14 protein-coding genes are annotated in these 18,387 nt (G+C 70.0%); 7 read left to right on the plus strand and 7 right to left on the minus strand.

Features of this window, described 5'->3' with window-relative positions:
* Positions 1 to 67: 67 nt before the first annotated feature.
* Genes W5W_RS0101030 through W5W_RS0101040 form a run of 3 tightly spaced genes read left to right on the plus strand, consistent with a single transcriptional unit; the run spans position 68 to position 3,151 of the window.
* Entirely contained in the window at positions 68 to 397 is a 330-nt protein-coding gene (locus W5W_RS0101030; protein WP_017193987.1) for a FeoA family protein, read from the plus strand.
* On the plus strand, positions 394 to 2,607 hold the full coding sequence (gene feoB / locus W5W_RS0101035) for a ferrous iron transporter B (protein WP_017193988.1): 2,214 nt from the start codon (positions 394 to 396) through the stop codon (positions 2,605 to 2,607). The genes W5W_RS0101030 and feoB overlap by 4 nt, the downstream gene beginning before the upstream one ends.
* Before the next feature lie 7 nt (positions 2,608 to 2,614).
* Entirely contained in the window at positions 2,615 to 3,151 is a 537-nt protein-coding gene (locus tag W5W_RS0101040) for a NifU family protein (protein WP_008731190.1), read from the plus strand.
* 139 nt (positions 3,152 to 3,290) lie between these two features.
* On the opposite strand, the gene W5W_RS0101045 is transcribed toward W5W_RS0101040, so the two are convergent.
* Positions 3,291 to 3,923 carry an isochorismatase family protein gene (locus W5W_RS0101045; protein ID WP_017193989.1) on the minus strand — a complete coding sequence of 211 codons (633 nt, stop codon included), beginning with the start codon at positions 3,921 to 3,923 and terminating at the stop codon, positions 3,291 to 3,293.
* Positions 3,924 to 4,020: 97 nt separating this feature from the next.
* Between W5W_RS0101045 and W5W_RS0101050 the strand changes: the two genes are divergently transcribed.
* Together W5W_RS0101050 and W5W_RS0101055 are read left to right on the plus strand one after the other, a co-directional pair.
* Entirely contained in the window at positions 4,021 to 5,106 is a 1,086-nt protein-coding gene (locus W5W_RS0101050) for a GlxA family transcriptional regulator (protein WP_017193990.1), read from the plus strand.
* A gap of 133 nt (positions 5,107 to 5,239) precedes the next feature.
* A complete protein-coding gene (locus W5W_RS0101055; protein WP_017193991.1) occupies positions 5,240 to 5,479 on the plus strand; it encodes a hypothetical protein in 240 nt (79 codons plus the stop codon).
* A gap of 523 nt (positions 5,480 to 6,002) precedes the next feature.
* Here W5W_RS0101055 and W5W_RS0101060 read toward each other — a convergent pair.
* The 3 genes from W5W_RS0101060 to W5W_RS0101070 are packed head-to-tail and all read right to left on the minus strand — an operon-like array spanning position 6,003 to position 9,702.
* Entirely contained in the window at positions 6,003 to 7,766 is a 1,764-nt protein-coding gene (locus W5W_RS0101060; RefSeq protein WP_238533212.1) for a hypothetical protein, read from the minus strand.
* The gene (locus W5W_RS0101065) at positions 7,763 to 8,887 is read right to left on the minus strand and encodes an ABC transporter ATP-binding protein (protein ID WP_017193993.1); all 1,125 of its coding nucleotides are present in this window, start codon (positions 8,885 to 8,887) and stop codon (positions 7,763 to 7,765) included. The genes W5W_RS0101060 and W5W_RS0101065 overlap by 4 nt, the downstream gene beginning before the upstream one ends.
* Complete coding sequence (locus W5W_RS0101070) at positions 8,884 to 9,702, minus strand: TetR/AcrR family transcriptional regulator (protein WP_238533213.1); 819 nt, start codon at positions 9,700 to 9,702, stop codon at positions 8,884 to 8,886. Before W5W_RS0101070 ends, W5W_RS0101065 begins: the two co-directional genes overlap by 4 nt.
* 275 nt (positions 9,703 to 9,977) lie before the next feature.
* On the opposite strand from W5W_RS0101070, the gene W5W_RS0101075 reads away from it, so the two are divergent.
* Entirely contained in the window at positions 9,978 to 12,818 is a 2,841-nt protein-coding gene (locus tag W5W_RS0101075) for a DUF7926 domain-containing protein (protein WP_029573989.1), read from the plus strand.
* Between the two features lie 196 nt (positions 12,819 to 13,014).
* On the opposite strand, the gene hemQ is transcribed toward W5W_RS0101075, so the two are convergent.
* The 3 genes from hemQ to W5W_RS0101090 are packed head-to-tail and all read right to left on the minus strand — an operon-like array spanning position 13,015 to position 16,804.
* The gene (hemQ, locus tag W5W_RS0101080; RefSeq protein WP_008731797.1) at positions 13,015 to 13,815 is read right to left on the minus strand and encodes a hydrogen peroxide-dependent heme synthase; all 801 of its coding nucleotides are present in this window, start codon (positions 13,813 to 13,815) and stop codon (positions 13,015 to 13,017) included.
* Positions 13,812 to 15,248, minus strand: a complete 1,437-nt coding sequence (locus tag W5W_RS0101085) for a ferrochelatase (RefSeq protein ID WP_017193996.1) — start codon at positions 15,246 to 15,248, stop codon at positions 13,812 to 13,814. The genes hemQ and W5W_RS0101085 overlap by 4 nt, the downstream gene beginning before the upstream one ends.
* Positions 15,245 to 16,804, minus strand: a complete 1,560-nt coding sequence (locus W5W_RS0101090) for a glutamyl-tRNA reductase (protein ID WP_017193997.1) — start codon at positions 16,802 to 16,804, stop codon at positions 15,245 to 15,247. Before W5W_RS0101090 ends, W5W_RS0101085 begins: the two co-directional genes overlap by 4 nt.
* A 241-nt stretch (positions 16,805 to 17,045) precedes the next feature.
* Here W5W_RS0101090 and W5W_RS0101095 point away from each other — a divergent pair, with 241 nt between their 5' ends.
* On the plus strand, positions 17,046 to 18,359 hold the full coding sequence (locus W5W_RS0101095; protein ID WP_017193998.1) for a uroporphyrinogen decarboxylase: 1,314 nt from the start codon (positions 17,046 to 17,048) through the stop codon (positions 18,357 to 18,359).
* The last annotated feature ends 28 nt before the right edge of the window (positions 18,360 to 18,387 follow it).

The following is an 18,387-nucleotide window of genomic DNA, read 5'->3' on the forward strand; positions in this document are numbered from 1 at the left end:
GTCTAACCTAAAACACCGATAGGCGGGGCTTCCCGCGCGACGTCACCCGAGGAAACCGAGGAACACAGTGACTGCTCCAGCGACCGCCACGACCTCACCCCAGACCGAGCGGGTCTCCACCGACGCACCGCCCCATAAAGCCTCTTCGCCGTCAGACCCACCGACGCTGGCATCGCTGCGCCCGGGCCAGAAGGCGCGCATTGTCGCCGTCGACGCCGAGCGGGGGACGCAACTGGCGCAGCGCCTGACGGATCTGGGCTTCATCCCGGGCCGCACCGTCGAGGTCCTGCGCCGCGCACCCCTGGGCGACCCGCTCCTCTTCAAGGTGGCCGACTACGAGATCAGCATGCGCAAGGCGGATGTGCGCATCGTCACGATCGAGGAGATCGAACGGTGAGCGACCACGAATCCCTGCCCTTGACGGACGTCACTTCGAAGGCCGGCATCGCGACCTCGGTCCGCGAGCGCACGGCCGACCACGGCTCCGAGCACTCGCCGGGATGCCCCTGCGCCTCCCACTCCTCAAGCGACTCCGGCCCCTCGTGCCACTGCGGCTCCGCCTCCGGCGAGGTCGACGCCTCCGCACCCCGGGCCGCCCTTGCCGGCGCCCCCAACGCCGGCAAGACCTCCATCTACAACGCCCTGACCGGCCTGCGCGCCAAGACCGGCAACTACCCCGGGGTCACGGTCTCGCGCTCCATCGGCACCTGCAGGCTTCCCGAGGGCAGCGCCACGGCGAGCGTGACCATCGAGGACCTGCCCGGCGCCTACTCCCTGGACCCGATCAGCCCCGACGAGCAGATCGTGCGCGAGGTCCTGGACGGCCACCACGCCTCCGTCAAGGCGCCGGACGCCCTCATCGTCGTCCTGGACTCCACGACACTGCGCCGGGGCATGGCCTTCCTGGCCAAGGCGCTCCAGCTGGGCCTGCCCACCTGCCTGGTCATCACCATGACCGACGAGCTCACCAAGCGCGCAGGCCATCTCGACGTCGAGGCCCTGGGACGCGCCCTGGGCGTCCCGGCGATACGCGTCCTGGGCCACCGCGGCATCGGCATCCCCGAACTGCGCGAGCGCCTGGCCGATACCAGCGCCTGGCCGACCTCCCCCATCGCCCCGCCCACCGATCCGGCCGAGTTCGCCTCCTGGGCGGACTCGATCCTGGAGGCGGCGGATTTCCAGCCGCCCCACGAGGACCGCACCACGGCCGCCATCGACCGGGTGCTGCTGCACCCGGTGGCGGGGACCATCATCTTCTTCGCCATCATGTACTTCTTCTTCCAGGCGATCTTCTCCTGGGCGGAGCCCCTGAAGGACGGCATCGAGAGCGGTTTCACCGCGCTGGGGGAGATCGTCCATCATCTGCTGGACGACTCCCATCCGCTCCTGGCGGGCCTGCTGGGGGACGGCCTCATCGGCGGTGTGGGCTCCGTGCTCACCTTCATCCCCCAGATCATCATCATGTTCCTCGTCATCGCCTTCCTGGAGGGCGTGGGGTACATGTCGCGCGCGGCCTTCCTCATGGACCGGATCATGAGCCGGGCAGGCCTGGAGGGCCGCGCCTTCGTGGCCCTCCTATCCTCCTTCGCCTGCGCCATCCCGGGCATCATGGCCACCCGCACCCTGCCCAGCGCCAAGGACCGCGTCGCCACGATGCTCGCCGCACCGCTGATGACCTGCTCGGCCCGCCTGCCCGTCTACGTCATCATGATCTCCCTGCTCGTGGACGAAGACGCCAGGATCGGCCCCTTCGGCGCCCGGGGCACCATCATGTTCGCCCTCTACTTCCTGGGCGCGGTCTCGGCGATGGTCGCGGCCTGGGTGGTCAAGCGCCTGACCGACCGCGGCGGCGTCCTCCTGCCCTTCTACATGGAGATGCCGCCCTATCGCCTGCCCCGGCCCAAGACCGTGGGCGTCATGGTGTGGGACGCCTGCAAGGGCTTCGCCAAGAAGGCGGGCACGATCATCACGGCCACCACCATCATCCTGTGGGCCCTGCTGAACGTGCCCATGCGCTCCGACGCCCAGTTCGACGCCTACTGCACCGCGAGCACCGAGTGCGCCGCCATCTCCGCGGCCGCGGACGACCCGTCGTCGTCGACCGTGAAGAACGACGACGGCGAGACGGTCACGGACAGCGAGGAGATCGACAAGCTCCTGGAGGCCCAGAAGACCTCCTACACCATGGACAACTCGTGGGCGGCCTCCATCGGCAAGGCGGTGGAGCCGGTCTTCGAGCCGCTGGGCTACGACTGGCGCATCAATGTGGCGATCCTGTCCTCCCTGGCGGCGCGGGAGACCTTCGTGGCGACCCTCGGGCAGATCGCCGCGGCCGAGGACCCCGAGGAGCCGACCTCCCACCTGCAGACCATGACCTTCCGGGAGGACACGGTGACGAACCAGGCCGGGGATCTGCTGTTCAACCCGGCGACGGTCGCCTCCATCCTCGTGTTCTTCGTCTACGCCCTGCAGTGCATGGCGACGGCCGGGGCCATGCGGCGGGAGACCGGCACCTGGAAGTGGCCGGCGATCGCCTACGGCTACATGCTCGCGACCGCCTGGGTGATGGCGGCGCTCACGCGCGTCGTCATCTCCATGCTCGTGTGAGGCCGCCGTGCCCGTCGTCCCCACGCACCCGCTGACCACGCCGGATCCCGATGTGCTGCGGTGGGTGGTTCCCGATGGCCTGCTGCCCTTCACCGGCGGAGTGGCCCATGCTCCGTCACTGCTCCAGGCGCTGCTCGATGACGGCACCCTGAGCGCCGTCCAGGTGGAGGACGGGGCGGTGCTGACGCTGCTGGGCGAGGGGCGCACCTGGGGCCGGGAGGGCTCCCGGGTGCGCACCGCCCTCGTGGACGCGCTGGGGGCGCCCTCCTCCTGGCGAGGCGCAGCCGGTGCGCATGACATCGGCCCCGATGAGGTCCTGGAGGCCGCGGCCAGGCAGATCGCCGAGGGGCCGGTGGGCGAGTTCGCGCGCCGCCACGGGGGCGCGCTGGTGGTGCGCAAGGTGCACGACGGCGTCGTCGAGGTGGGCCTGGAGGGGGCCTGCGACGACTGCCCGGCCGCCGTCATCACCATGCACGCGCGCTTCGAGCACCTCCTGCGCCGCCGCTGCCCCTGGCTGGCGGAGGTCCGCCGCGCCGAGGAGTGACGCGACGCAACGAGGGGATTTCCCGCGCCCCCTGCGCCGCCGCCCCGCGCCGGCGTCGAGGTCGACTTTTTCGAATGAGATCGACGGTGGCACCGTCGATCTCATTCGAAAAAGTCGACCTCGACGGGGGTAGGAGGGCCTAGAGCCTGCCGGCCATGGCCGAGGACACGAGGTTGCCGCCCGGCAGCGGCCCGCCCCGCGCAAGCGCCCGGCACCACTGATCAGTCGTGGCCACCGACGCCCAGTTAGAGTGCAGAAGAGTCATGAGCATCGCATGGATCGCCTCGGCGTCCGCCGCGCCGGCCTGGTTCCGCAGATCAATGGCCCCGGTGGCGTCGGAGAGGACCTCGGTGGCCAGGCCGAGCGTCTCGGCCTGCGCGGCGGAAGCCAGGATGCAGTTATTCGCCATGAACCCCACAAGGGTCACGGTGGTGATGCGCTGCTCCTGCAGCCATGGGCCGAGGCCAGTTCCGGCGTAGATGGAGCCGTAGTGCTTGATGACACTCTTCCAATCAGGAGAGTGACGCCGCTCGATGCGCGGGTCGAGCCGGAAGCCGCTGCGGTCCGGATCGAAGACGGTCCCGCCGGGCTTTCCGGAGTGCTGCACGCAGACGACAGGAACTCCCGACTCCTCCGCCGCATCGAGAGCCCGCTCGATGCTGTCAAGACAGGCATCGGGATGCGGATGACGAATACGAAGCGGGCCGCGAGCATACTCGCGTTGGACGTCGACGAGCACGAGTGCTCGGCGCGGAGCGGCAGGACAGTTCATAGGGGCCTCCTGACGGGGAAGATCCTTCGGTATACGAGCCAAGAAACGTCGCGATGCCAGGATGCTCGACGCTCGCCGGCCGCCACCAGTGGCACAAATGCTGTTCTACGATGGTTTCATGCCAGCATCGGATCCGAGACGGAACATGCGTCTGCACATCGCCGTCTACGCCTTCGACGGCGTCACCATGTTCCACCTGTCGATCCCCCAGGCGGTCTTCGGCTCCGTCGCACGCCTGGGTCTGGCCGACTGGGAGGTCGGCCTGTTCACGACACGCCCCGCACCCGGGCGGGAGTCGCCGGAGTCCGGGATCGACTCGCCCGCCTCGATCCGGACGGCCGAGGGCTATCTCCTCGACGGCCTGAGCGGCCCGGGCCTGGCGGAGACGGCCGACGTCGTCGTCGTGCCCGCCTGGTTCGCCGACGGACGGCAGGCCGGTGCTGAGCTGTGCTCGCTCCTGGAATCGGCTCATCGGCGCGGCACCGCCGTCGTCGGCCTGTGCCTAGGGGCGATTCCGCTGGCCGAGGCCGGGCTGCTCGAAGGGCGCCGGGCCACGACCCACTGGCGGGCCTTCGAGCCCTTGGCGCACGAGCACCCGGAGATCGACCTGGACGACTCAGTGCTGTACGTCGACCACGGCGACGTCCTGACCTCCGCCGGAGCGGCCTCCGGGCTCGACGCGTGCCTCCACCTGGTGCGCTCTCGCCTGGGAGCCGATGCCGCCAACACGGTGGCGCGCCATCTCGTCGTCGCACCGCACCGGGAGGGCGGACAGGCGCAGTACATCGAACGACCGGTGCCGCAGCACCCCCGGGCAGACCCCGTGGGCCAGGCCATGGCCTGGGCGCTTGAGCATCTGGCCGAGCCCCTGCCGGTGGACAGGCTGGCAGGAGCCGCGCAGATGAGCGTCCGCTCCTTCATCCGCGCCTTTCGGAGCGCAACCGGCGACACGCCCGCCGCCTGGGTGAGGTCCCAGCGCGTGGGGCAGGCGCAGCGCCTCCTGGAGAGCACCGACCTGACGGTCGAGCAGGTGGCCTCGGCGTGCGGCTTCGGCAGCGCCGTCACGATGCGTCAGGTCTTCTCCACAACCGTGCGAGCCGCCCCATCCGCCTATCGACGCCGGTTCCGCACCCGGGACGGCACAGCACCCCGCCTCGAGAACCGGCCAACAGCCCCTCGATAGCTCCTCGACAGCCTAGGCCCTGAATGATCGGCTCCGAGGCGGCGGGTGGACCCAGCAGGCCCGGCATACCCCAGCGTCAACGGCGGTTGGCGATGACGCCGTACAGGAGATGTCCCGTCAGTAGTCGCGACGCATGAGCGACGACATCCTGATCTTCGATCCTGCGGCCGTCAGCGACGCCGACTTCCCGGCCTGGTGGGAGGAGCAGTCAGAATGGTCGGAGGACCACTCCTACTCCGACCCGGCCGTGACCACCTCCGAGCTCCGGGCCTTCTACGCAGATATGTGCCGCCAGTTCCCGGACATGGATGCACTGACCGCCGAGGAACTCGATGCCGGCCCCGGCCTGGATGTGGTGTGTCAGGACATCTGAGACAGTGCTTGGTGGGTGGTGAGTTGGTTGTGTGGGGTGTGGTGTGCCTAGTGGACGTGGTTGTCGTCGGTGTTGCACATGGGAGATTGGGCCCTCTGCGGGGCGAGGATTAGTTTTTGTTGGAATGACAGTCTTTTCCGGCGAGGGTCGTGTGTGGTGATTGGGCTCCCATGTGCGGTCAGGGGGGTCCACGCACATGGGAGCAGGATCGTGGTTATTGCTGGCGTTGCTGTTCCGCATGATTCCGCGGTTCCCACCGACGCCGAGTGCACGCGAGTGTGCAACACCCAGCCCCCCCCGGCACACGCAGGCACTGACAAAGCCGCCCCGCAGCGGTGAGGGCCGACCCGTGCGATCTTCAGCCCCGAGACATCGCACCCCGCACCGGAGTGACGGAGTGCGACCGATCTCGACGCGGGGTACGACCGATCTCGGCACGGAGTGCGACCGATCTCGACGCGGAGTACGACCGATCTCGGCGAAAGGGGCGCAGGGTCAGGCGGGCGGGCAGGCAGGCAGGCGGTCAGGCGGTCAGGTCCCTGCGGTTACCGGCCGCGCCGGCGACGAGAAGCAGCACCACCGCGAGCACCAGGCAGACACCGGGGCCGACCCACGGCCCGCCCGGTCCCAGCAGGAGCCGTGCTCCCCCACTGGCCCCCGCTGTCCCCGCCTCGAGCACAGGCAGATGAGGCACATGCGTGAAGGGCGACAGATCAAGCACCCACTGCGGGACGCGAGCCACCGGCCCCAGCACCGAGATGCCCAGCGCCAGCAGATAGGCGCCCCAGCCCAGGGGCCGGGCCAGCCGTGGAGCCAGCGCATGAAGGGCCAGCAGCCAGGCGCCCGCCAGCAGCCCCGCGGGAAGCTGAGCCGCCAGTCCGGCCGCGATACCGCCGACCAGGACCCACGGCTCCGCGGTTGCCGACGAATCCTGGGCGCAAAGAGACGGCACCGCACCGACCGCCAGCCCCAGAGCTATGGCCGCCAGCACACCCGCGCTCCCGCAGGCCAGCACCAGGACCCGGGCGGCGAGCCACTGCCGCCTGGACACCGGTGCGGACAGGACGGCGGCCGTCAGCCCGCGCCCCTCCTCGCCCACGACCGCCCCGGCCAAGGCCACGGAGCAGGCGGCGGCCAGAATCCCGCCGTAGCCGATGATCATGGACAGGTAGCTCTGAACACTCAACTGGTCGCCGAAGAAAGCCTGCATGGCCGGGTTGTCCGCAACCATCTGCTGAAAGGAGTCCTCAACAGTGGGGGCGAAGATTCCGTAGGTCAAACCGAAGACCAGACCTCCCATCGCCCACCAGCCCCGCAGCGAGGCACTGGTGCGCAAGGCCAGCCCCAAAGCGCCTGCGGGTCCGCGGCGACGGGAGCGCCAGGCGCCCGCGCTCGCCACCAGCCCCTCGCCCAACTCGCGCCGTGCGTGCAGGACGAGCCCCGCCCAGACGAGGACGACGGCGACACCCGCCAACAGCCCCAGGGGAGCCCAACGCAGGTCCACATACACGCGGCTCTGCTGAATGAGACCGATCGGGGTCAGCCAGGACAGGAGGGAGACGGCACTGTCGGTGCTGTCGGTGCTGTCTCCACCACCGCTGGAACCGGCGTCGCCCAGGCCGCGCAGGAGGAACCAGACCAGAACCAGCATGAGGCCGCACCCGCGAGCCGAGCGGGCCGATGGCGCCAACGCCGCCAGGACCAGTCCGCTTCCGGCCGCGGCAAGGGTCACGAGAAGCAGCCCGAGTCCCACCACCAGGCAGCCGCCCGGATCAAGACCTCCGGCCAGGGCGGCCAGGGAGCACATTCCCGACATCACCACCCCGGCCAGGACCGTGGAGCTCAGAGCCGCCCGGGCACTCGCGCCGCGTCCCACAGGAGCGGAGCGCAGCAGCTCGCTCGGACCGCCCTCCTCGTCGCCGCGAGTGCGTGAGACCACCATGAGCACCCCCATGAGGGCGGCCACGAGGGCCAGCCAGCCCAGGGCCTGGGCGGCGAAGAGAGCCCCCATGGTGGGAGCGGTGAGAGCGGCCGCGTCCATGCCGAAACCGGGACCGGTGAAGACGGCGGCCGCCGGAGTGGAGTAGGTCAGGGCGGCCGCCTGCCGTTCCTCGGCGGTGGCATACATGGTGTTGAACATGAGGATGCAGTAGAGGGTCAGGCATCCTCCGCCCAAAGACCATGCCAGGATGCTGCGCCGCTCACGGCGCAGAGTCAGACGGGTCAGCGCAGACGGCACCGCACCTCCGAGCCTCCCACCAGTGACGGGCGAAACGGTGCTGCTCACGACTCCGCCCCCTCGCCCTGTGGTCCGGCCGGAGCCCCGGAATCGGCGATGACCCCAGCCGCTGCGGCGTCCTTCATGCTCTCGGCGTCCTCCGCACTCCCGGCGTCCCCGTAGTGGCGCAGGAAGAGCTCCTCAAGGCTGGGCGGGGAAGCGGTGAGCGAGCGCAGCCCGAGGGCCGCGAGGCGCTCCATCACCTCGGCGTTGCGGTCCGGCTCAATACTGAGCGCCACCTCCCAGCCCCCGTCGTCAGCCTGCGGGCGGGCCGTGGAGCGCAGCTCGCGGACGCCGTCCAGGCGCTCCAGGCCCTCCGGGTCGCGCTCGACGACGGCCTGGACGCGTGTGCGCAGCAGTCCCCGGATCCGCTCCAGGGGGCCGCTTTCGACGGTGCGCCCGGCGCGCACGATGGTGACGGTGTCGCAGAGCCGGTCGACCTCGGACAGGATGTGGCTGGAGAGCAGGACCGCGGTGCCGCGCCCGGCGGCCTCGGCGACGCACTGGCTGAAGACCTCCTCCATGAGCGGGTCCAGACCGGAGGTGGGCTCGTCCAGGATCAGCAGTTCCACGGGCTCACTCAGGGCGGCGATGAGGGCGACCTTCTGCCGGTTGCCCTTGGAGTAGGCGCGAACCTTCTTGGAGGGGTCGAGCTCGAAGCGCTCGATGAGCTCGGCGCGCCGCGCAGCCTGCGCGGCATCATCAGATCCGCCTGAGCCGCCCGCCCCTCCGCCACGACGACGGCGCAGGGAGGCGAAGGCATCCAGGGTCTGACCCCCGGTGAGTCCGGGCCACAGGGCCACGTCTCCGGGAACATAGGCCAGGCGCTCATGGAGGGTGACGGCGTCATTCCAGGGATCGGCGCCGAAGAGCCGGGCGCGCCCGTCGTCGGCGCGGATCATGCCCAGCAGGATGCGCAGGGTGGTGGACTTGCCCGCGCCGTTGGGGCCGAGGAAGCCCGCCACCTCACCGGGGGCGACACTCAGGTCCAGGCCGTCCAGGGCGCGGGTGGCGCTGCGGCCCCGGCCGAAGGTCTTGGTCAGGCCCACGATGTCGACGGCGGGCGCGGAGCTGTTGGGATGAGCCGCGCCGGGTCGGCGGGCATCGATCGATGTGGCGGCGGGTTTCATGAGTCCTCCTGAGACGAGTGGGGTGGGGAGGAGTTGGGGTCACGGGACGGGCCGTGAGATGAGTTGTGGGCGGCGTTGTCGGGGGCGGGGTCAGGTGCGGGAGCGGTCTCGGCATCGTCGGCGGAGGCGGCAGGAGCGGCAGAGGCGGCGCCGTCGGCGGAAGCACCGGCGGGATCCGCCGATGTAGCCCGGACGTAGTCGGCGTAGAGCCCGGGATCGGTGAACAGGGGCCGGGAGTAGAGCTCGGCGGTGACGGGACCGTAGCGGTCGATGAACTCCCGGACGGCCGCCTCGATATCGCCGGGCTCGGATGCCTCGTAGCGCAGGAAGAGCAGAAGCGCACCGAATCCGGCGTAAAGCAGGTAGCGGGCGCGGGCCTCTTCGTTGTGCGAGGGCGTCACGGTGCCCGCCTTCACGGCGTCGGACATGTAGGAGACGGTGTCCCCCACGAAGAGGTCCATCAGCGTGGTGGCGAGCTCTCCGCCCTCCATGAGGGAGCGCATGGCGTAGGCCGTGGCCGGGATGTACTCCTCCACCTGCGACATCTGGGTCATCAGGTCCGTGGGGCCGCCGAAGTACATCGAGGAGCGCTTGACCTCCTGGGTCAGACGCAGCACCTCGGTGTCGCAGGCGCGGCGCAGGCCGTCCTTGGAGCCGAAGTGGTGGGCGATGAGGCCGGCCGTCACTCCCGCGTCGGCCGCGATGGTGCGCAGGCCCACCCCGAATCCGTCGCGCGCGAAGCGGAGCAGGGCGGCATTGCGGATGCGGGCGACAGCGGTGAGGTCCGACTCGGGCGTCGACGATTTTGAACGCACGGCCAATATACTATACAGACGTTCAACGCGGCGCAAGAGGCGCTCGCGAACACCCTCTCCAGCCGCACCCCCGGACACCTCATCCCGAATCAGAAGACCCGACATACCACCCCGTGACCATATTGAGCCGTTACGATCCGATCTCCCTCCTTGAGACGTCCGACAAGTCGCTGTTAATCTCCCGAAGCAAATGTGGAATGGAGTAAAGCACCCATAAGCATGAATTTCTCCACCATTTCCGCATTGCCCCTTATCCCCTTTTTGAGAGGACATCCATGTCTTTCTTATCGCGCGTGCGCGCTCCTGGGAGATCGGCCATCGCCAGCGCCATTGTGGCAATGCTGGTTCTGGCGGCCTCCTGGGTCGGACTGACCTACTCAACCGCTCAAGCGGCGATCAATGAGAACATTAAGGTCAGCGACCTCTCACTGATTCCCTCCAACGGAAATGGAGTGGAGGACCCCACCTACAACAAGACCAAGGTCAATGACATCCTCAAGCTGAAATTCACCTGGGATGCCACCACCGCCGACCCCAAGAGCGGCCAATCCTTCCAGATCGGGCTACCGAGCCAGTTCCGCAACCGCGAGAGCCTGACCGAGCCGATGACCGTGACCCACAACGGCGCCGATCACAAGATCGGCGAGTGCGTCATGGACGCCCAGAACATCACCTGCACCTTCAACGACACCCTCGACACCCTCAGAGGGCAGGGCTTCAACGGCCTGAACGGCAAGGGCTCCGCACTGGTCGTGGCCTCCGAGGCCACTGAGGACAGCACTGCGACGATCGACGCCAATGGGCAGAAGACCGCCGTGCCGATCCCCGGCGGGCGCATCACCGAGAACCGGGGCCTCAACTACACGCCCGAGACCCTGCGCAAGTGGGCCTTCGACGTCACCGCCGCCTCGAAGCAGATGGACTGGGAGATCACCCTCGGCCCCTCGCAGCTCAAGGACGCCCTGGCGGGGGCGGGCACTCCCATCGCATTGGATGGACAGACCCGCTCCACCATCACCATCACCGACGAGCTCAGCCCCGGTCAGGCCTACTCCCAGGACCTCTCGCAGTGGCGGTTCAACATCGGCACCAGTTCGACCCGCGATGACGTCTACGGGCAGGTCACCGACGCCGCCGGAAACGACCAGGACACCTCCCAGGGAGACTTCGATCTCGCGGTCGCCATTGATGGCAACCGGGCCACGATCACCATCACCGGCCCCTTCGCCGCGGACACGAACTACAACGTCTACTACTCCTCGGTGCCCACCTCCGACAGCGGGACCGTCCAGCCCGGACTGGAGTACAAGAACCACGCCCAGCTGAAGGGCACCGATCAGGACTCGTCCTGGTCCGTCTACTACACGAGGTCCTTCACCATTGACGTGGAGCTCGCCCCGGGCTTCGGTGGCTTCAACATCGCCAAGCTGCTCACCGGCTCGGGCGCCCCGAAGGTGCCCGCCGGCACGACCTTCGACGTCGGCATCGATTACACCCTGCCGGGCGGCGCCACCGTGGACACCTACCCGGGCTGGAGTGCGCCCGGCACTGTCAACGCCGATCGCACCGGAGGCCACACGACCCTGAAGGTCACCAGCGGAGACACCACGACATACCCGGCGACCTTCCCGACCGGCACCGTGCTCACGCTCAGCGAGGACACCTCCACGGCCTCCGCGACCCCGGAGCGAACCACCTGGGGCGCCCCCGAGTTCACGGTCGGCGACCAGGCCGGCCCCACCTTCACCATCGCCGACCAGAAGTCGACGGCGGTGACGCTGAAGAACACGTCCGAGGAGACGGTCGTCCCCACCGGCAAGTTCTCGGTCGCCAAGACGGTGAGCGGTGATGGCGACTTCGCCAACTCCAACTTCGCCTTCACCTACACCTGCAACGACCCCGCGGCCACCACGGGCACGCTGAACGTCCCCGGAGACGGCACGGCGGTCACGAGCCCCGAGCTGCCCGAGGGAACGAGCTGCACGATCAGCGAGGACACCGCTTCGGCGGCGCAGGCCGGATACTCGCTGACGCCCACGCTCTCGGCGAGCTCGGTGACCATCCCCGCAGGCGACGTGGTGGCCGTGACGGCCACTAACACCTACTCGCGCGACACCGGCACCTTCTCCGTGGTCAAGAAGGCCGTGGAGTCCGAGGGCGCCCAGCCCGAGCCGGCCGATCTGCTGACGCAGAAGGAGTTCACCTTCACCTACACCTGTGATGACGCCAGCGCCACCACGGGCACGGTGAAGGCCAAGGGCGACGGCACCACCGTTCTGTCCAACGTGCAGCTGCCTGTGGGCACCTCGTGCACGATCACCGAGGACGAGGCCGGCGCGCAGGTGCCCGGATACACGCTGACGGCCCCCGAGGCGCAGACGGTGAAGATCGAGGCCAAGGACCAGGTGGTGGAGGCGTCCTTCACCAACACCTACACCGCGCCGAAGCCGACGCCCGAGCCCACACCGGAGCCCAGCTCCACGCCGACTCCGGAACCCACGCCCGAGCCCAGCACCACGCCGACGCCCGAGCCCACGCCGGAACCGAGCACCACGCCGACGCCGGAACCCACGCCCGAGCCCAGCACCGAGCCAACGCCGGAACCCACGCCGGAACCCAGCACCGAGCCAACGCCCGAGCCAACGCCGGAACCGAGCACCGAGCCGACGCCCGAGCCAACGCCGGAACCGAGCACCACGCCGGACGTGTGCGTCACCCCGGCACCCACGGCCTCGACACCGGGACAGCCCTCCACGGACTCGACAACCCCCGAGCCGAGCTCCTCGGAGACGCCGAACCCCTGCACCACGCCCACGGCGGAGCCGACGCCGGAGCCCAGCTCCACGCCGGACGTGTGCGTCACCCCGGCACCCACGGCCTCGACACCGGGACAGCCCTCCACGGACTCGACAACCCCCGACTCGAGCTCCTCGGAGACGCCGAACCCCTGCACCACGCCGGATGGACCGGATGGATCGGATGACTCTCCGAGCTCGCCGGCTCCGGAAGGCGGGTCGTCGCTGGCACACACCGGTGCCAACGTGGCCATCGCGCTCGTGGGCGTGGCGGCCATCGCAGGCGGCATCGCCCTGCTGATCCAGCGCCGTCGGGCCTGATTCCGCTCAGTCCGCATCACTAGGAGTGCCGGTGGGCGCCCTCTCCGGGGGCGTTCACCGGCACTCGTATGTCTCGTGTCTCGGAGGCGGACAGACGAGACCGACATTGTGGGACGAGGTAGACGGTGTCACCGTCGATCTCGTCCCACAATGTCGGTCTCGACGCCGGAGCGAACCACACGGGCCGCTGCGGCGGTCAGGCGCGCGGCTGGCGCTCCGCCCACTCGCGGGGGCTCACCCGGGATCCGGTGTAGAAGGGGGTGTCCTGGCGCACGTGGAGACGGGCCTCGGTGTAGCGCTGGTGGTGGATGACGCCCTCCAGGCGGTCCAGGCTGTCGGCCTCGAAGGCGAGAACCCACTCGTAGTCGCTCATGCCGAACGTCGCGAGCGTGGAGCCCTTGACATCCGGGTACTTCGAGAAGCCATTGCGGCCGTGCTCGGCCATGATGCGGGAGCGCTCCTCATCGGGCAGCAGGTACCAGTCGTAGCTGCGCACGAATGGGTAGACCATGCACCAGTCGCGCGGGGCGACACCGCCCAGGCAGGCCGGAATGTGCCTGCTGTTGAACTCGGCGGGCGTGTGCAGACCCATGCAGGACCACACGGGTTCCAGGTAGCGGCCCAGCGCGCTGGCGCGCAGCCGGTGACTGGCGTCCTGAAGCTTCTCGGGATCGTCGTCGAGCCACCAGATCATGAGGTCGGCGTCCGAGCGGAAGCCGGCGACGTCGTACCAGCCGCGGGTGGTGACCTCGGACTGATCGACGAAGAAGTTCGACTCGCCGACCAGCCGGCGCCGGGTGTCCTCCAGGGCGGGCAGTGGCGCCACCAGGCAGTAGACGGCGTAGAGGGCGTAGTGGAGCCGATTGTTGACGGCATCGAGATCGACGTCGGTGGCGTCGCGCGGATCGCGGTAGGGGCGGCGCTCCTCGTCCTCGAAGCGGTGCAGGCGAGGGCCGCCCTGGCCGGTATCGGCGGGCTGGCTGTCGTGGTTCGTCATCGCGGGATTCCTTCGTCGACGAGAGCAGTATCGGAAGCAGTATGCTGCCTTGCGGACACTGAGGGGAGCGATTTCGCGGTCGGACGCATTGCCCGGTCGTCAGCGGAGCCGGCGGGGCCGGCGGGGCGGACTGCCGGTCGGCAGCACTGGGGCGGACAGACGGTGTGGAAGGGGCCGACGCCGGTCGTCGACGCCGGGCGAACCTCTTGACCGCGCGCTGCGGCGGCGCGCTCGGCGAGGACGTCGACCAGGGAGGACACCAGGGCCGGATGCGTTCCGGCGGTCGCCGATCGCGCGTAGGGCAGGCCCAGGCCGGCGGCGGTCTGGGCGGCCTCGGTGTCGAGATCGAAGACGACCTCCATGTGGTCGGCCACGAAGCCGATGGGCGCGACGACGACGCCCTCGGGCGCGCTCACGCGCGCGCCGTCGGTCAGGCGGCCGGCGACGAGGGCCTCCAGATGGTCGTTGATGTCCGGTTCCAGCCAGCGGGCCTGCGGCGGTCCGGAGCGCGAGCAGTACACGAGGTCATGGTCCAGTGCGCCGCTCAAACCGAGGCGCTCGGCCACGACCGGCAGGAGAACGGCGATGAGGCGACGATGCTGCTCGACGTAGGAGATCTCCGTGGACAGGTCCGCGGCCATCCCCGGTTCGAGATGCGCCTGCCCGGGAGCCGCCGTGCGGAGACCCGCCGGCTGGACCGGCTCCGGAAGCCGCCCGGCGTCGTCGCCCGCGCTCCCCCGCTCCGCTTCCCCGGGGCCGGGCGCGGACAGGCGCTCCATGGAGGCGGGGATGGAGTGGGTGACCAGGACCAGCCTGATGCCCTCTGGAGGGATGCCCCACTCAGCGAGGCGCCCATAAGCCTCGACGATGGCGTCCGCGTTGGACTCAAGCATGCCGTCGGTGTTGTAGAAGGGGCGGGTCTTGTCCACCACGAGCTCTACCGGCTCTCCCCCGAGGCCGCCGACCCGTGCAGCGGCGTCGGCCTCGGCGCCGCGTCCGGTGGCGCCATCGGCGCCCGCGGCGAGAAGGGCCAGCGCACCGGCCACATCCTCGCGGTACTGGCGGCAGCCCGAGTAGGAGCCGTATGCGGAGGTCGTCATCGCCAGAACGCGGCGGGCCCCGCCGTCGGCCAGGGCGCGCAGGGCCTCGGAGACGAAGGGATGCCAATTGCGATTGCCGATCACCACGGGCAGGTGCGAACCGCGGGCGGCGAGCTCGGTGCGCAGGGCGGCCAAGAGCTCGTCATTGCGGGCGTTGATCGGCGAGACACCGCCGAAGCGGCCGTAATGGCCGGACACCTCCAGAAGGCGGGAGTCGGGGACGCCGCGCCCTGCGGTGGCGTTGCGCATGAAGGGCAGGACGTCGTCGGGACCTTGGGGGCCGCCGTAGGAGAGCAGCAGGACGGCGTCGTAGGGGGCCAATGGATCACTCATGCGCGCCCTCCTGACAACCCTGACAACCCTGAGAGCCCTGACAGCCCTGAAAGCACAGCCAGGTCCTCGGCCTCGAGGCCGTCCGGCGCTGCGCCAGGACCACCTGGGCAACCCGAGCCGCCTGGGCCAACCGGGTCATATGGCTCATCCTCCCGCTCGGCGGCAGTCGCGGGGACCTGCCGGATCGGGATCGTCGGAAGATCAGCGGGACCTGAGGCGAGGTCAGCGCTCCGCGCCTCCCAGGACCCGCCGTGGGCGGGACAGGAGGCGGGCGGCCCGCCGCCGCGCAGTCCCGCGGCGACCTCCGAGCCGAGTACGAGGCCGAGAGCCTGAAGATACTCCTGCTCGTGTCCGGTCTCCCCGGCGGTGCGCGCGGCGACGGTGGGGTGGTGCAGGAGGCGGGCGGCCAGATGATGCAGTGCGCGCGCGGCCTCCTCGACGTCGACGCGTCCGTCCTTGGCGCGCAGGCGGGCGATCTCCTCCTCGACCACGGCCTCGACCCCGCTGCGCAGTCGCCGCACAACCGGGTCCATGCGGCGGCCGGCCCGCATCCTCCTGAAGCGCGCGACCTCCTGGTCGACCAGCTGTCGGGCGGCATCGATCTGGGAGGCCTCGACATCGGGTACCGCGCGCTGCACGGCGGGCAGGTCGATGAGCGCAACACCGGGCAGGGAGCCGACGGACAGTTCGACATCGCGACTCAGAGCGAGATCGAGCACGACCAGGGGGCGCCCGACGTGGGCGGCCCTGGCGCCCCGATGCCGGCGCATGGCCGTTGACACCAGCTGCCGAGTCAGAACGGGAGCGCCCAGTCCCCGACAGGTGATGACGAGATCCGCGAGCGCGAGTGAGCGCGGCAGCTCGTCCTCATCGACGGCGCGCACGCAGTGCCCGGCGGCGAACTCCCGGGCGCGCTCGGAGCGGGAGTAGACGCCGATCTCGCAGATCCCGCGGTTGCGCAGAGCGGTGACGGTCGCGCCGGCGTAGGCGCCCGTGCCGACGATGAGGGCGCGCACGCCCTCGGGCGGCGGCAGGCGGCGCGCAGCGAGGTCCAGGCCGACGGCCACGACGCTGCGTCCGGCGCCCGCCAGCGCAGTTGTGGCGGCGACGCGCCTCGAGACGGTCGAGGCGTGCTCGACGGCGCGAGTGATGTCGCCGGTGACGGTGCCCTCTGCGGTCGCCAGGATCAGGGCGCGGCGGAGCTGCCCGGCGATCTCGCGCTCGCCGACGACCATCGACTCCAGTCCGGCAGCGATTGCGAAGAGCTCGCGGTAGGCGGCCCGCCCCGACCAGAGGCTCAGATCGATCGGAGCGCCGGTTCCCGAGCGCTCAGCGAAGAAGGAGCTCACGGCGTCGCGCAGGCTCTCGGCCGACCGGCCCTCGGGGGCGTCCAGGAGGATCGCCAGCCGATTGCAGGTGCCCAGGACGAGGACGCCGTCGAGTCCCCGGACGGTGCGGAGCAGGTCGGGGCCCAGATGCGCGGAGACGCCGCCCAGGCGGGAGACTGCCTCCAGGCCCTGGACGCGATGGTCTGCAGAAAGAAGATGAACGGTCACAGTGGGCGCTAGTCAAGCATCCCTCGGCGACAGGATTCCAATGACGCTCGCGGCACGCGGAACCACATATCAAGACGATGCGTCAGAACTATTTTCGACATCCCGTCCAAGCGCCGTTCTCGTTGCAAATCCGGGTTCTACTGCCCCTCGCTCGAGTGTCGCGGAGGCCTCGAGGAAAAGACGTCGATTAACATCCGCGAACAATACAAGGTGTCACCTCGGATGCATTCAGGATGATTTCATGATCGGTTCCTCACCAAATTCGGGCGAGAGCGGTTCCGCGGCGGATGCGGCGCCGCCCCTGCTCAAGGCACTCACGGGCGCGCGGCCCGCGCGCACCCCCGTGTGGTTCATGCGCCAGGCGGGCCGGAGCCTGCCGGAGTACCGGGCTGCCCGGACGCACGCCGGCACGAGCATGCTCGACGCCTGCCTCGATCCCGACCTCGCCGCCGAGTTCACGCTTCAACCCGTGCGCCGGCACGGAGTGGACGCCGCCGTCTTCTTCTCCGACATCATGGTGCCGCTGCGGCTGGCCGGACTGAGCGTGCGAATCGAGCCGGGCGTGGGCCCCGTCTTCGACGAGCCGGTGCGCACGCCCGACGACGTCGCCCGCTTGATCGCGCACCGCTACGCGGAGGACGCCATCGGGCAGGCGGGCGCAGGCGCCATCGAGACCGGAGTGCGCCTCGCCGTCGGCGAGCTCGGGACCCCCGGCGCCCCAGGCGGGCGCCCAGGGGTGGGCGAGCGCGCCCGAGCCGGACTGGCCGAGTCCCGCGGTCCGGCCTCGTGGACTCCCCTCATCGGCTTCGGCGGGGCGCCCTTCACCCTGGCGGCATACCTCGTGGAGGGACGTCCGAGCCGGGATCACCTGGCGGCGCGCACCCTCATGCACGCCGACCCTGCGGCCTGGGACGCCCTCATGACCTGGTGCGCCCGGGTGACCGGGGCCTTCATCGCCACGCAGGTGCGCGCCGGGGCCAGCGCCGTCCAGCTCTTCGACTCCTGGGCCGGTTCGCTCTCGCCGGCGGACTACCGCGCCCGCGTCGCGCCCTACTCATCGCTGGCGCTGGACATCGCCGGCCAGGCGGTCTCGCCCACTGTCGGCGGGCGCGTCCCGCTGCTGCACTTCGGCACGGGCACGGCCCGGATCCTGAGGGACATGCGGTCCGCGGGAGACGACGGCGGCTGCGCCGTCGGGATCGATGACCGCACGGATCTGGCGTGGGCCATCGACGAGCTGCGCGCCGACGACGGGCGGCGGCGCGATGCTCAGCAGCACCAGCATCCGCACCGGCACCGGCACCGGTCGCCCGTCGTCGTCCAGGGCAATCTCGACCCGGCCCTCCTGGCCGCCCCCTGGGAGGTCCTGGCGCCGGCCGTGGATGCCTGCCTGGAGGCGGGAACCGCCGCGGACGGACATATCGTCAACCTCGGTCATGGCGTGCCGCCGGGCACGGACCCGGATGTGCTCACCCGCATCGTGGCCCGCGTGCACGGCTCGGAGGAGTGGGAGCGCACCGCACTCGCCGGCTGGGACGGCGCGGCGCACTCCTGAACCGGCGATGGCCGGCCGGGATTTCCGG

It is taken from the genome of Actinomyces massiliensis 4401292 (genome assembly GCF_000269805.1).
Lineage (GTDB): Bacteria > Actinomycetota > Actinomycetes > Actinomycetales > Actinomycetaceae > Actinomyces > Actinomyces massiliensis.

Bases quoted from the DNA above. Each gene is read 5' to 3' on its own strand.
- W5W_RS0101085 (WP_017193996.1), bottom strand. From the start codon at position 15,248: ATGAGTGATCCATTGGCCCCCTACGACGCCGTCCTGCTGCTCTCCTAC.
- W5W_RS0101065 (WP_017193993.1), bottom strand. From the start codon at position 8,887: ATGAAACCCGCCGCCACATCGATCGATGCCCGCCGACCCGGCGCGGCT.
- W5W_RS0101095 (WP_017193998.1), top strand. From the start codon at position 17,046: ATGATCGGTTCCTCACCAAATTCGGGCGAGAGCGGTTCCGCGGCGGAT.
- hemQ (WP_008731797.1), bottom strand. From the start codon at position 13,815: ATGACGAACCACGACAGCCAGCCCGCCGATACCGGCCAGGGCGGCCCT.
- W5W_RS0101050 (WP_017193990.1), top strand. From the start codon at position 4,021: ATGCTGTTCTACGATGGTTTCATGCCAGCATCGGATCCGAGACGGAAC.
- W5W_RS0101045 (WP_017193989.1), bottom strand. From the start codon at position 3,923: ATGAACTGTCCTGCCGCTCCGCGCCGAGCACTCGTGCTCGTCGACGTC.
- W5W_RS0101055 (WP_017193991.1), top strand. From the start codon at position 5,240: ATGAGCGACGACATCCTGATCTTCGATCCTGCGGCCGTCAGCGACGCC.
- W5W_RS0101075 (WP_029573989.1), top strand. From the start codon at position 9,978: ATGTCTTTCTTATCGCGCGTGCGCGCTCCTGGGAGATCGGCCATCGCC.